The following is a 12,318-nucleotide window of genomic DNA, read 5'->3' as shown; positions in this document are numbered from 1 at the left end:
TTTATCCTTTTTTTGATTTTATCCAACTCACCTTTAATTACTCTTTAATTATCCTTGAATTGCGTATAATTTTTTGCGTTCGCTTGAGCTAGCGATATTTAGCATTTTGCGATATTTAGTTATTGTTCTTCTAACTAGCTTGATATTAAATTCATCTTCAATCTTAGCCAAAATCGCCTCATCACTAAGTGGCTTAGCCCTATTTTCATTTTTAATTAAATTTAATAAAAATTCCTTAATAGCAGCATTTGAAACCTCTTGAGACGCTGCAGCTGCAAAGAAGTTTTTAAGCGGGACGATTCCACGCTTTGAGCTTAGATATTTATTTTGGATAGCACGGCTAATTGTAGATGGATTTCTACCTAAATCCTCAGCAATATCTTTTAATTTCATCGGCTTTATATCGCCACCAAAAAAGTAGTCATATTGATACTCTATTATCATTAAGCCAATCTTGTGAAGTGTGGATTTACGCATCTCTAAAGCATCAATTAGATCTTTTGCTTCTTTTATTTTACTTGAGACGAATTCACTTTTTTCATCTATACCTTCAATATCTATATGAATATTTGGATAAAATTCATCATTTATAGCTACTTCAATCCCGCCATCACTATCATAGACAAATATATCAGGTATTACCAACATCTCATCATCCATATACTCAATTGCTGGAGGATTTTTAAATTTCTTTAGTAAGCTCATAGCAGCTTCATAATTTTTACGCTTTGTAAATTTACTTATATTTTCAAAATTTTGAATAATTTCAACACACAGCTCATAAATCTCATCATCATCGCAAAGCTCATCAAGTTGAAATATAAAACTCTCTTTATAATCTACGGCCCCTACCCCAACAGGCTCTAAATAGGCAAATCTAGCACGAACTCGCTCAACTTCATCTTTACTAAATCCTATAAAAATTCCATCATCCCACTCAAAATAACCCTCACTATTAATACACTCTATGATCAAATTTGCAATCTCTTTGGATTTTTTAGATGGAAATAATCTATCATCAATTTGCCTATATAATTTCTCATAAAGACTCTCTTTATAAACTATACTTGATTCTATCGTATCGCTTATGCTGGTTTTGTATAGGTCGTTATAGAAATTTAACGATCTACTTTTTGGATTTGGCTCAAGCTGTACAAATGGATTTTTCTCGATAAATGGTTCTAAAGTCTCCTTTAACTCATCACTAGAAGCCTGTAAAATAGGCAACCAACTTCGTAAAGTTTGATTTAATTTAGCTTTAGTAGTGAGTTTTTGAGATAGTTTCATTAGTCTAACAATCTAAACTCTTCACCCAGATAATGGGTTCTAACAAGCTGATTATTTGCCACCTCGTTTGCGCTTCCACTAGCTAGTAGCGTTCCACTTTTTATTACATAAGCCCTATCGCAGATTGCTAAAGTTTCACGCACATTATGATCAGTGATTAAGATTCCAATATTTAGCTTTTTTAAATCATTTATAATATTTTGAATATCAGCTACTGCAATTGGGTCAACCCCAGCAAAAGGTTCATCAAGTAGTAAAAATTTAGGCATAATCATCAAACTTCTAGCAATTTCACATCTTCGCCTCTCACCGCCACTTAGACTAAGCCCTTTTCTAGAACGAATCGGCTCTATATTTAGCAAATTTAGCATCTCTTCAACCTTTGCATCGATGCTTTTGCTATCTTTATATACTATTTGTGCTGCTAAAGTTAGATTTTCTTCAACTGTTAAATCCTTAAAAATACTACTTTCTTGAGGCAAATAGCCAATACCTTGCATAGCTCTTTTATGTAATGGATTAGAAGTTATATCTTTACCATCTAGCATAATCTGTCCACTACTAGGCAAGATTAATCCGCAAATCATATAAAATGTCGTAGTTTTACCAGCACCATTTGGCCCTAAAAGTCCTACGACTTCACCGCTTTTAATCTCTAACGAAACACCGTTTATAATATTTGTTTTTTTAATATTTTTCTTTAAATTTAAGACTTCTAATCTATGCATATCTTACCTCATAAACTCTCTCATTGCCACTAACTATAATATCTACAATACATATATCTAACCCATTATTGTTAGCAAATTTAAGCAGCTCATCATCAGCCCATTCAACAATATGTAAACCATCTTCATATAAATTCTCATACAGACCATTTCTTTTAATAGCCTCAAATCCGCCCTGATAAATATCATAATGGTAAATTTGACCATAATCTTGCATTATACTAAAAGTTGGAGAGGTTACAATGGCTGGATTATTCTTATTTATGATAGCTTTACTAAGTGTTGTTTTGCCACTGGCTAGATTACCTCTAAGGGCAATAATTCCACTATTTGGTAACTCATTTATAAGAGCATCTAGCTCATTTAAGCCTAACTTAAATCTCTTTAACATAGCTATTTTGATCACTTTTTGGAATTGATTTGGTTGCTGGAATAGCTAAAACCTCATAGCTAACCTCTTTAGCAATAAATTTAATCGTAATCTTATCGCCAATTTTAACATCTTTGCTAGGTTTTGCTACAATACCATTGATACTCACAACGCCACTTTTACACATATCTTCGCTAATGGCTCTACGCTTAGTAATATTAACTGTATTTAAAAATTTATCTACTCTCATAGACATATTTTAGCTAAATTTGGCTGAATTTTGATTTTAATTTATAAATTTTACGATGGAATATAACATAAAACCCTCTTCAAGTGAAGAGGGAGAAGATTATTTTTTCTTACAAGTTTTGCAGCTAGCAACTGCATCTTTTAAATTTTTACCAACTTTAAATTTAACAACTTTTTTAGCTGGAACTTTAACTTCTTTACCAGTACTTGGAACTTTAGCCGTTCTAGCAGCTCTTTCTGATATACTAAAAGTACCAAAACCAACAAAAGTTACGCTATCGCCTTTTGTTAGCACTTCGCTGATTGTCTCAAGCACACCATCAAGTGCAGCTTCTGCATCTTTTTTAGTTAAGCTGGCTTTAGCAGCTACTAGGCTTACAAATTCTGCTTTTGTCATTGTTAATCCTTATGTGGAAATTTACATTCTAATTCTACACTATTTTACCGCTAAATTCAAGGGTTTAGTCCATTTTTACATAAAAATTAAGCCATTTTGCACAATTTTTTGATATAAATTTAAAACTTCTAAATAAATAACCATAAAATCACTATTTTTTACAATTTTTCAAAATCTCATTAATGATAATTTTTGAGCCATTTTTATCTATTAAATTTAATAGTTTTTGAGAAATTTCTTTTAAATTTGCATTATAAATCATCTCTTTTACACTATCTAAATTTAACTCATCTTGACTTACAATCATTCCAGCACCTTGATCACACAAAAATTTTGCATTATAAAATTGATGATTATTAGCCGCATAAGGAAATGGAATAAAAATCGTAGGTAACCCAGCCGCACAAAGCTCCCAAATAGTACTAGCTCCAGCCCTACTAATACAAAAATCAGCTCTATTCATATAATGTTCAATATCTTTACTAAAAGCGAAAACTTCAGCCTCTATATTTAGTTCTTGATATTTACGTATCATTGCATCATACTCTTTTTGGCCACATTGATGAATAATTTTTATACCATTTTGGGCTAAATTTGGAGCTAAATTTAATGCTAAAGTATTAATAAAATTAGCTCCTTGTGAACCACCTAAAAATAAAATTACTTTAAAATCTTGCCTAATTCTAGCAATTTTAAAAAATCTATCATCTACTGGATAATCAAATTTTGGCTTAAAATATGAGCTAAAAAATCCTTTAGCAAACGGTTTTAACAATAAATTTAATCTACCAATTATTGCATTTTGCTCGTGAATATATAGCCTTTTATTATATATAATCGCTCCAATAGCCGCAGGTGCTGCACTATATCCGCCTACACTAATTATCATTTTAATGCCATGAGTATCAAAAATATGCTTACATTTAAATGCTAAATTTAAAATATTAACTAAAGATAATACCTTGCCAAATCCACGTTTATTTACTACACCACTACTATCTAAAAAATAGCAAGCTTTAAATATATCTGAATCTTCAAACCACATTCTATCTTGCCCACTACTTGAACCAATAAAAATAGCTTTAAGGCCACGCAAATTTAGCTCACGCCCAAGCGCTCTAGCAATAGCCAAATGCCCGCCAGTTCCACCGCCAGTTATCGCTATCATGATAAATCCGCCTTTTTACTAATCATAAGTACCATTCCAATTCCTACACAAAGTGCTAAAATAGAGCTACCACCATAACTTAAAAACGGAACAGCAATCCCTTTAATTGGCGTAATTGATGTAATACCATATGAATTAATCAAAAATGCCATAGTAATAATCGTACCAACACCTAGCCCAAATAGATGATATACTCTATTTTTGTTTCTTGAAGAGATCTTAAGTATTCTAAAAATTACATAAATCATCATCAAAGTAATACAAAAAATACCAATAAATCCAAGTTCTTCAGCAATTCCAGCTAGCACAAAATCTGTGTGAACCTCACTTAAAAATCCAAGCTTAAAAGTCCCATTACCAAGCCCCACACCAAAAAACCCGCCATGATAAATTGCATTTAGAGAGTGGCCTATTTGATATGGCTCTTCTGCTCCACTAACTCTTAAAATATCAGCCATACTAGCAGGTAAAAATGACAATACAAAATCTTGATTTGTTACCCACCAAGACTGAAATCTCCTAATCCTATGCTCTTGGGTTATAATAGCAAAAAACACCAAAATCACCCCAGCCAAACCAAACAAACCAAAAAATCTCTTACTAGTCCCAGCAAATGTCGCCAAAACTATCAAAGTTAGTGCTAAAACCACCACTTGACCTAGATCTTTTTGCAAAATTGCAATCAAAAATACCGCAATAGCAAATAAAATAAAATATGGAAAAAGTAAGACAAACTCATCTTTTAAACGCTTTTTATTGTGATCTAGTTTACGTGTAAAACTCCATGCTAAAAAAAACACAAAACCGATTTTAAAAAATTCAACCGGAGAGAGAGAAATTGGACCAAGCCGTATCCAACGCTTTGCCCCACCAGTAACTGGTACAAGCGATGTGGGTAAAAATTGCATCACAATCATTGCTAAAAATGAACCAAAAAATAGCGTAAAACCAATTACTTCAAATGTTGTAAGCGAACCAATACAACGCTTATCTGGGTCTATTTGTGAGAGCTTCCACATAATAAAAATCCCCACAAATCCAACCACGAACTGCCTAAGGAAAAAGTGATAACTAGAATAATCGTAATAAAGCACAGTAAAAGCTGGCAATGAGAGCGAAAATATCATTCCAATAGCAATTAGCACAATACAAGCATAAAATAGCCTAGAATCTACCTCATACATTTAGCTCTCCTAATCATTTAACTCTTCAGCCACTTTGGCGGCTAATTTGAGCTTATCACTATCAAAATGTGTGTAAATTCTAGATGTGTCTAGACTAGCGTGACCTAGCGCTTCTTGGACTAAGACTAGATCTTTTTGCTTTTTATATAGCATTGTGGCAAATGTGTGCCTAAGCATGTGAGCGCCATTTTTGCCCTTTCTAATGCCAGCTTGAAACAAAATTTGCTCCACTATTCTACTCACATAAGCTTGGGTTAATTTCCCACCATTGCGATTGACAAATATATATCCATCTTGATTTATATAGTTGATAGCTATAGAGTCTAAAAGTGTATCTATGAGATGTTTTTTGACCATCACAACCCTATATTTATTACCCTTACCTCGTATCCTAATGATATACAAATCACCCTCTTGGCTAATATCTTTTCGTTTTAAATTTATAGCTTCGCTCACACGCATTCCAGTAAAAATAATAATCTTTATAATTAATCTATTTCTATGCGTATTGCTCTTAAATTCAGCCGTATCAATAGCCGCTATAAATCTCTTTACTTCATCTTCACCCATAAATTCAGGTAGCTTAGCACCACGCCTTCCGCTAATTCCACCCCAATTTTTAAGCTCAATATCAAATATATGAGATTTGCCATTTTCTTCATTTTGTTTGCTTAAATAGCCAAAGAAATTTATAGCTGCTATTCTATAATTTTTCTTACTCGCATCGCTTAATGAGCCAGTGCAACTAGCTAACACCTCACTGATTAAATCCTCATCAATCTGTGTAATGCTTTCTAATTCATAATAACATAGCGTTTCGTAAATTTTTTTCAGTGGGTTAAAATATGTATTTATCCCTGTTAATCCTGCATTTCTAGCAGCCTTTGCTAAAATATCAAGCTCATCAATATTATCTATATTCTTTGATAGAGCTAAATTGATACTAGCTAGGGCTTTAGGATCTTTTAATTCTTTATTTGATAAAGAATTTAACTTATACTTTACAAATCTACCAAGCCAAAATAGCATAGAGCTTTTGAAATTATCTTTACAATCTAACTTATACTTCATAGCTTGGTTAAATTCTATTAATCAATTTTTCTACCATTTTTACCAGCGATGATAAAACGAAGAGCATTTAGTTTGATAAATCCATTTGCATCTTTTTGGTCATATACACTATCTTCTTCAAAGGTACAATAAGCTTCGTTAAATAGATTATCGCTCTTGCTATCTCTACCAATTATTATAACATTGCCTTTATATAATTCTACTCTTACTACGCCATTTACATGCTTTTGGCTCTCATCGATAGCAGCTTGAAGCATCTTTCTTTCTGGAGAAAACCAATATCCATTATAGATTAATTTAGCATATCTTGGCATTAATTCATCTTTTAAATGCGCTGCCTCTCTATCTAAGGTTATACTCTCAATTGCCCTATGAGCTTTTAGCATTATAGTCCCACCTGGGGTTTCATAGCAGCCACGGCTTTTCATCCCTACATAGCGATTTTCGACTATATCAAGTCTGCCAATACCATGTTTAGCACCAAGTCTATTTAGCTCTTGAAGCATTTGGCTAGGATTTAGCTCTTTGCCATTTAGCGCTACTGGATCGCCATTTTTGTATGTAATTTCTATAATTTCGCTCTCATTTGGAGCATCTTTTGGGCTTGTAGTCCAACGCCACATATCATCTTCAGGTGCGTTATTTGGATTTTCTAAAATCAACCCTTCATAAGATATATGAAGCAAATTCGCATCCATTGAGTATGGAGATTTACCTTTTTTCTTACTAATATCTATACCATGTTTTGCAGCGTAAGCTAGAAGTTTTTCACGACTATCTAGATCCCACTCTCTCCAAGGGGCAATAACTTTGATATTTGGATTTAAAGCATAAGCACCAATCTCAAATCTAACTTGATCATTTCCCTTGCCCGTAGCGCCATGGCTGATACAATCAGCCCCAGTCTTTGCTGCTATCTCTACAAGTCTTTTAGCTATTAATGGTCTAGCAATCGATGTGCCTAAAAGATACTCACCTTCATATATAGCATTTGCCCTAAACATAGGAAATACAAAGTCACGCACAAATTCCTCTTTAAGATCTTCAATAAATATATTTTCAGGTTTTATACCAAGGCTAATCGCTTTGGCTCTTGCTGGCTCTACCTCTTCGCCTTGACCGATATCAGCTGTAAATGTAACAACTTCGCATTTATACTCATCTTGTAGCCACTTTAAAATTATACTAGTATCAAGTCCGCCACTATAGGCCAAAACTACCTTTTTGACATCTTTTGCTTTCATCTTTGCTCCCTTAAATAAAATGGGGTATTGTAGCCAAAATATGCTTAAAATTTGATATTTTATATGATTTGGTTATTTTGAATTTAAGTTATTATGAAGCTTGGTTAAATTTGGAGCTAGAGTTGCTCCAAATTTATAAAATTATTTGAGTATTGTATTCTCTTTGCGGATTAATGAGCCATCTATATCACGCAAAAATTTGCCATTTTCATCACATTTAAATATATCTTTATTGGTAAATGAATCTACAATTTTCCAAAACTCATCATCGCTAAATCCGCTATACTCAAGATATTTTTTAATAGCCTTTTTAGGTGGTTTGCCATCATATTTATTTACTAATCTTACGCCCTCTTCTCTATCTATATAACCCAATCTAATATCGATACACGCATTATCAGTGGCTCTACCAAAGCCATATTTACAGTATTTTAAATAGTCATGTAGATGATTAGAATAGCAATCCAAATTCTCAAAATTTTCATATGTAGTCTCTACTGGGCGATCAGAACAGCTAAAGCCATGCTCTTTGGCAATTCTTAAATTCTCTTTATAATTCCATTTTACATAATATCCTAAGAATACACCAGTTACATTTACCCTTTTTAACTCTTCATCACTTGGATAAGTGTAAAAATATAGATCTTTTTGCGTAAGGCCATCTACACCTATCATATCTTCTATACTACTTCCTAAAAGCCCGCCAAATCTATCTAGCCAAGCCTTATCTAAGATATTATTATCCTTTGATGAAGCTGGGCCACCATACTCTAATTGCGGACTTTCGCCCCAAATTATTAATGGAATTCCAAAACTCACAGCAATGCGTGGCACACAAGAGAATATCCCAAGATGGTTTTGCCACTCATTATCTCCAGTTTTTTTAAAAGCTGCTTTGGCAAGTTTTTTATAGACATTTGGATCTCTTTTTATATGGATGATATCTACACCTATGCTATTTAAATTCTTTAAATTTTTGCGACCTACTTTTGTTGGAATAGTCGGCTCAAAGCATACACAAAGTGGTTTAAGACCCAAATTTAACATTGTTAAAACTTGAAAAGTAGAATCCTTGCCACCACTTACTCCAATCACACAATCATAAATTGGGTGCTTTTTATACTTTTTAACAATCTCTAATAATTCAGCCCTTCTACTTTGCCAATCAATATCACTATTTTTTGCCTCTTGAGATCTACAAGCATCGCAAATTCCATCTTCATCGAAATTTAAATTTGGCTTGGTATCTGGCATGACACATCTTTTACAGAATTTCATTAAAACTCCTAAATTTAAAATTTTTGCCAAATTATACCTTGAATTGAAAAAAAAAAAAAATAAAAAATTAAAATTTATAATCATATATATAGATATATTTAAAAATAAATATAAATATAGTATATAATTTTAATATCCATTTTACCGATAAAAATTAAATAAATTTAATAAAATATAGATATATTATTGATTTACTTGACATTATTAAATTTTTTTGCTACAATTTGCTTATTAATTTGAGTAAAAAGGAGATAAAATGCAAAAAGAAACTTTAGCAACACATTATGGTTATGATACAAAGGTTGGCACAGGTGCTATGTCAGTGCCTATTTATCAAAGCACAGCTTATGATTTTGGTACAGCTGAGACTGCGGCAAATAGATTTGCTCTAAAAGAGCTTGGGCCTATATATTCTCGTCTTACAAACCCAACTCTTGATATATTTGAAGCTCGCATTGCAGCCCTTGAAGATGGGAAAGCAGCTATTAGCACTTCAAGTGGTCAAGCGGCGATATTCTTTGCAATTGCGAATTTAGCTGAAGCTGGCGACAATATAATAGTAGCTAAGAAAATTTATGGTGGTGCCACTACACTTCTAACTCACACTATTAAAAGATTTGGTATAAAAGCTAAAATTTTTGATTCTGATAGTGCTGATGATTTAGAAGCCTTGATAGATGATAAAACAAAAGCTATATTCTTTGAAACTCTATCAAATCCGCAAATAGCTATCGCAAATGTAGAAAAAATCGTTGAAATAGCCAACAAATATGGCGTAGTGACAGTAGCTGATAACACAGTTGCAACTCCAATTTTATTTAACCCAATCAAAAAAGGTGTAGATGTCGTAGTTCATAGTGCTAGCAAATATATCAGCGGACAAGGCATTAGCGTAGCTGGTGCCATCGTAGCTGGCGAACAACTAAACCAAAAATTAGTCGGCAACAAAAGATATGACCACTTCAATCTAGCCGATGAGAGCTATCACGGCCTAGTATATGCTGATTTGGTTGAGGCTTTTGATATATATACTTTGAGAATTCGCCTAAGTCTATTAAGAGATATTGGCGCTACACTTTCAGCATTTAACGCTTGGCAATTAATACAAGGCTTAGAAACTCTAAGTATCAGAGTCAAAGAACACTCTAAAAACGCGCTAAAAGTAGCTGAGTTCTTAGAATCTCATCCAAAGGTAAAATCTGTAAATTACCCAGGCTTAAAAAGCTCAAATTTAAATGCATATGTCAAAGCTAATTTCACAGATGGCCTAGCTAGTGGGCTTTTGAGCTTTGAAGTAGCTGATTATGAAACAGCTAAAAAAGTGCTAGATAGCGTCAAAATCTTTAGCGTAGTAGTAAATATCGGTGATAGCAAATCTATAATCACTCACCCAGCTAGCACAACTCATCAGCAAATTCCAGTTGATGAATTAGCAGCCACTGGCATTAGTCCAGGCTTAATACGATTAAGCATAGGTCTAGAAAACGCTGATGATTTAATAAGCGATCTTCAAGAAGCATTAAAATGAGCCTGCTTACAACCAAAGGTGTGTATGGCTTGATGGCTATTCTTGAGATATCAAAAGGAGATAGAAGCAATCCTATCTCCTTAAAAGATATCTCATTAGCTATAAATGTTTCAAAAAACTATTTAGAACAACTTCTAAATAGTCTTCGCAAAGATGGAATAGTAGGTAGTATTAAAGGAATTAGGGGTGGGTATTATCTTAGCAAACCTATAGATGAGATCACCCTTTATGATCTATTTAACAGCTTAGAAAATGAATTTAATCTAATAAATATAGAGTTAGAAAATAATCTATATAATCTATTTTTCAAAGAGTATAATGATAAGTTAAAAGAGCTTTTTATGCAGCCTTTAAGCAGTATTAAAATAGATCAAGCTCAAGCTGGTAAATATCTGAACTATATAATTTAAGGAATAAAGATGAAAATTGCAAATAGCGTAAGCGAATTAATCGGCAACACTCCGCTTATCAAAATAAATAAATTCGGCGTTGAGGCTAATATTTTAGCTAAATGCGAATTTCTAAATCCTAGCCACTCGGTTAAAGATAGAATCGCTTTAAATATGATTGAGAGCGCAATCGCAACTAATAAAATTGATAAAAGCACTACAATCATAGAACCAACAAGTGGCAACACAGGTGTAGGCCTAGCTATGATAGCAGCTGAGCGTGGGCTTAAAATTATTTTAACAATGCCAAGCTCAATGAGTATTGAGCGCCAAAAATTACTTAAAGCATTTGGTGCTGAGCTAGTATTAACAGATCCAAAATATGGTATGCAAGGCGCTGTAGATGAAGCATTAAGGCTATCAAAAGAGATACCAAATAGCTTTATCCCAAGTCAATTTGATAACCCTGCAAACCCAGAAATGCATAAAAAGACAACCGCACTTGAAATTTGGAATGATACAGATGGTAAAGTCGATATATTAGTCGCTGGATTTGGTACTGGCGGGACGGTAAGCGGTGTTGGTGAGATACTAAAATCTAAAAATCCAAATATCAAAGTAATCGCAGTTGAACCAGCTAAATCACCACTTCTAAGCAAAGGCGAAGCCGGCCCACATATGATCCAAGGTATAGGTGCTAACTTCATACCAAAAAATTTAAATAGAGATGTTATAGATGAGTTTTTAACTGTCTCAAATGAAGATGCTATCGCAACTGCTAAAGCATTAGCTCAAAAAGAAGGATTATTAGTCGGGATATCAAGTGGAGCAAATATATACGCCGCTAGCCAAGTAGCAAAGGCAAATCCAGGCAAAACAATCGTAACAATCTTATGCGATACTGGCGAGAGATATCTATCAACTGTGCTTTATGATTAAAATTTTTTGGAGTGATTTCACTCCAAATCATATAACTGCAAATAACTTTTTAAGACTGCTATTTTCTAATTTTTCACTATCGTAGGCTGAATTTAATTTTTGTAAATCTTTTTTATACCTATCTAGTGTCTCTTCGATACTAGCAAGCGCTGCTGCTTTATCAGATGGATTCATATTTGAAACATCTAATGCCTTTAAAAGCTCGGCTCTTTTGATCTCTAATTGCTTTTCAATTTTCTCATTATTCATAATATTTACAGTATTCATTATACCGTATTTATTTATATTATCTCTAAAAGTATCAACGCTATCTACACTACTACTTTTGCTATCACTTTGTAGCATTTGAGATAATATATCTTTAAATTCAGCATCGCTTTTATAATGCTTTGAAGTGTCATATACTTCATTTTGATTTTTTGATATATTATTTATTTGCATATTTTATCCTTAATAATTATTAGATAAAATAAGCAATTTTTATTC

At 33.0% G+C, this 12,318-nt stretch carries 14 protein-coding genes; 3 read left to right on the top strand and 11 right to left on the bottom strand.

Going from position 1 to position 12,318, the window contains the following annotated elements; translation table 11 throughout:
• Positions 1–48: 48 nt before the first annotated feature.
• The 10 genes from CIGNP91_RS02430 to pseA all read right to left on the bottom strand — a co-directional run bounded on the left by CIGNP91_RS02430 (position 49) and on the right by pseA (position 8,976).
• Positions 49–1,287 (bottom strand): RNA polymerase factor sigma-54, encoded by a 1,239-nt coding sequence (locus CIGNP91_RS02430; RefSeq protein WP_086253277.1) that lies wholly within the window; start codon positions 1,285–1,287, stop codon positions 49–51.
• Positions 1,287–2,015, bottom strand: coding sequence for an LPS export ABC transporter ATP-binding protein (lptB, locus tag CIGNP91_RS02425; protein ID WP_086228028.1), 729 nt, complete (start codon positions 2,013–2,015; stop codon positions 1,287–1,289). Before lptB ends, CIGNP91_RS02430 begins: the two co-directional genes overlap by 1 nt.
• Positions 2,008–2,406 carry a tRNA (adenosine(37)-N6)-threonylcarbamoyltransferase complex ATPase subunit type 1 TsaE gene (gene tsaE / locus CIGNP91_RS02420; protein ID WP_086226991.1) on the bottom strand — a complete coding sequence of 133 codons (399 nt, stop codon included), beginning with the start codon at positions 2,404–2,406 and terminating at the stop codon, positions 2,008–2,010. Before tsaE ends, lptB begins: the two co-directional genes overlap by 8 nt.
• On the bottom strand, positions 2,390–2,635 hold the full coding sequence (locus CIGNP91_RS02415; RefSeq protein WP_086227203.1) for an RNA-binding S4 domain-containing protein: 246 nt from the start codon (positions 2,633–2,635) through the stop codon (positions 2,390–2,392). The genes tsaE and CIGNP91_RS02415 overlap by 17 nt, the downstream gene beginning before the upstream one ends.
• A gap of 99 nt (positions 2,636–2,734) precedes the next feature.
• Positions 2,735–3,031 (bottom strand): HU family DNA-binding protein, encoded by a 297-nt coding sequence (locus CIGNP91_RS02410; RefSeq protein WP_086226990.1) that lies wholly within the window; start codon positions 3,029–3,031, stop codon positions 2,735–2,737.
• A 151-nt stretch (positions 3,032–3,182) separates the two neighbouring features.
• Positions 3,183–4,199, bottom strand: a complete 1,017-nt coding sequence (murG, locus tag CIGNP91_RS02405) for an undecaprenyldiphospho-muramoylpentapeptide beta-N-acetylglucosaminyltransferase (RefSeq protein ID WP_086253276.1) — start codon at positions 4,197–4,199, stop codon at positions 3,183–3,185.
• Positions 4,196–5,383 (bottom strand): FtsW/RodA/SpoVE family cell cycle protein, encoded by a 1,188-nt coding sequence (locus tag CIGNP91_RS02400; RefSeq protein WP_086235366.1) that lies wholly within the window; start codon positions 5,381–5,383, stop codon positions 4,196–4,198. The genes murG and CIGNP91_RS02400 overlap by 4 nt, the downstream gene beginning before the upstream one ends.
• Before the next feature lie 9 nt (positions 5,384–5,392).
• The gene (locus CIGNP91_RS02395; RefSeq protein WP_086232117.1) at positions 5,393–6,454 is read right to left on the bottom strand and encodes a tyrosine-type recombinase/integrase; all 1,062 of its coding nucleotides are present in this window, start codon (positions 6,452–6,454) and stop codon (positions 5,393–5,395) included.
• A 17-nt stretch (positions 6,455–6,471) separates the two neighbouring features.
• Entirely contained in the window at positions 6,472–7,698 is a 1,227-nt protein-coding gene (locus CIGNP91_RS02390; RefSeq protein WP_086232118.1) for an argininosuccinate synthase, read from the bottom strand.
• Between the two features lie 141 nt (positions 7,699–7,839).
• On the bottom strand, positions 7,840–8,976 hold the full coding sequence (gene pseA, locus CIGNP91_RS02385) for a pseudaminic acid biosynthesis protein PseA (RefSeq protein WP_086253275.1): 1,137 nt from the start codon (positions 8,974–8,976) through the stop codon (positions 7,840–7,842).
• A 256-nt stretch (positions 8,977–9,232) separates the two neighbouring features.
• Here pseA and CIGNP91_RS02380 point away from each other — a divergent pair, with 256 nt between their 5' ends.
• Genes CIGNP91_RS02380 through cysK form a run of 3 tightly spaced genes read left to right on the top strand, consistent with a single transcriptional unit; the run spans position 9,233 to position 11,832 of the window.
• Positions 9,233–10,504 carry an O-acetylhomoserine aminocarboxypropyltransferase/cysteine synthase family protein gene (locus CIGNP91_RS02380; protein ID WP_086228034.1) on the top strand — a complete coding sequence of 424 codons (1,272 nt, stop codon included), beginning with the start codon at positions 9,233–9,235 and terminating at the stop codon, positions 10,502–10,504.
• A complete protein-coding gene (locus CIGNP91_RS02375; RefSeq protein WP_086226983.1) occupies positions 10,501–10,914 on the top strand; it encodes an RrF2 family transcriptional regulator in 414 nt (137 codons plus the stop codon). Before CIGNP91_RS02380 ends, CIGNP91_RS02375 begins: the two co-directional genes overlap by 4 nt.
• Positions 10,915–10,923: 9 nt before the next feature.
• Positions 10,924–11,832, top strand: a complete 909-nt coding sequence (gene cysK / locus CIGNP91_RS02370; RefSeq protein ID WP_086228035.1) for a cysteine synthase A — start codon at positions 10,924–10,926, stop codon at positions 11,830–11,832.
• Positions 11,833–11,859: 27 nt separating this feature from the next.
• Here the strand turns inward: cysK and CIGNP91_RS02365 are convergent, their stop codons facing one another.
• The gene (locus tag CIGNP91_RS02365; RefSeq protein WP_086253274.1) at positions 11,860–12,273 is read right to left on the bottom strand and encodes a hypothetical protein; all 414 of its coding nucleotides are present in this window, start codon (positions 12,271–12,273) and stop codon (positions 11,860–11,862) included.
• Between the last annotated feature and the right edge of the window lie 45 nt (positions 12,274–12,318).

It is taken from the genome of Campylobacter sp. P091, assembly GCF_002138935.1.
Lineage (GTDB): Bacteria > Campylobacterota > Campylobacteria > Campylobacterales > Campylobacteraceae > Campylobacter > Campylobacter devanensis.
This window is presented reverse-complemented; position numbering and strand designations above follow the sequence as displayed.

Excerpts from the sequence above, each read along its gene's own strand:
- CIGNP91_RS02365 (WP_086253274.1), bottom strand. The coding sequence starts at position 12,273 with ATGCAAATAAATAATATATCAAAAAATCAAAATGAAGTATATGACACT.
- tsaE (WP_086226991.1), bottom strand. The coding sequence starts at position 2,406 with ATGTTAAAGAGATTTAAGTTAGGCTTAAATGAGCTAGATGCTCTTATA.
- CIGNP91_RS02430 (WP_086253277.1), bottom strand. The coding sequence starts at position 1,287 with ATGAAACTATCTCAAAAACTCACTACTAAAGCTAAATTAAATCAAACT.
- CIGNP91_RS02375 (WP_086226983.1), top strand. The coding sequence starts at position 10,501 with ATGAGCCTGCTTACAACCAAAGGTGTGTATGGCTTGATGGCTATTCTT.
- cysK (WP_086228035.1), top strand. The coding sequence starts at position 10,924 with ATGAAAATTGCAAATAGCGTAAGCGAATTAATCGGCAACACTCCGCTT.
- CIGNP91_RS02415 (WP_086227203.1), bottom strand. The coding sequence starts at position 2,635 with ATGAGAGTAGATAAATTTTTAAATACAGTTAATATTACTAAGCGTAGA.
- CIGNP91_RS02390 (WP_086232118.1), bottom strand. The coding sequence starts at position 7,698 with ATGAAAGCAAAAGATGTCAAAAAGGTAGTTTTGGCCTATAGTGGCGGA.
- pseA (WP_086253275.1), bottom strand. The coding sequence starts at position 8,976 with ATGAAATTCTGTAAAAGATGTGTCATGCCAGATACCAAGCCAAATTTA.
- CIGNP91_RS02410 (WP_086226990.1), bottom strand. The coding sequence starts at position 3,031 with ATGACAAAAGCAGAATTTGTAAGCCTAGTAGCTGCTAAAGCCAGCTTA.
- CIGNP91_RS02400 (WP_086235366.1), bottom strand. The coding sequence starts at position 5,383 with ATGTATGAGGTAGATTCTAGGCTATTTTATGCTTGTATTGTGCTAATT.
- CIGNP91_RS02395 (WP_086232117.1), bottom strand. The coding sequence starts at position 6,454 with ATGAAGTATAAGTTAGATTGTAAAGATAATTTCAAAAGCTCTATGCTA.
- murG (WP_086253276.1), bottom strand. The coding sequence starts at position 4,199 with ATGATAGCGATAACTGGCGGTGGAACTGGCGGGCATTTGGCTATTGCT.
- CIGNP91_RS02380 (WP_086228034.1), top strand. The coding sequence starts at position 9,233 with ATGCAAAAAGAAACTTTAGCAACACATTATGGTTATGATACAAAGGTT.
- lptB (WP_086228028.1), bottom strand. The coding sequence starts at position 2,015 with ATGCATAGATTAGAAGTCTTAAATTTAAAGAAAAATATTAAAAAAACA.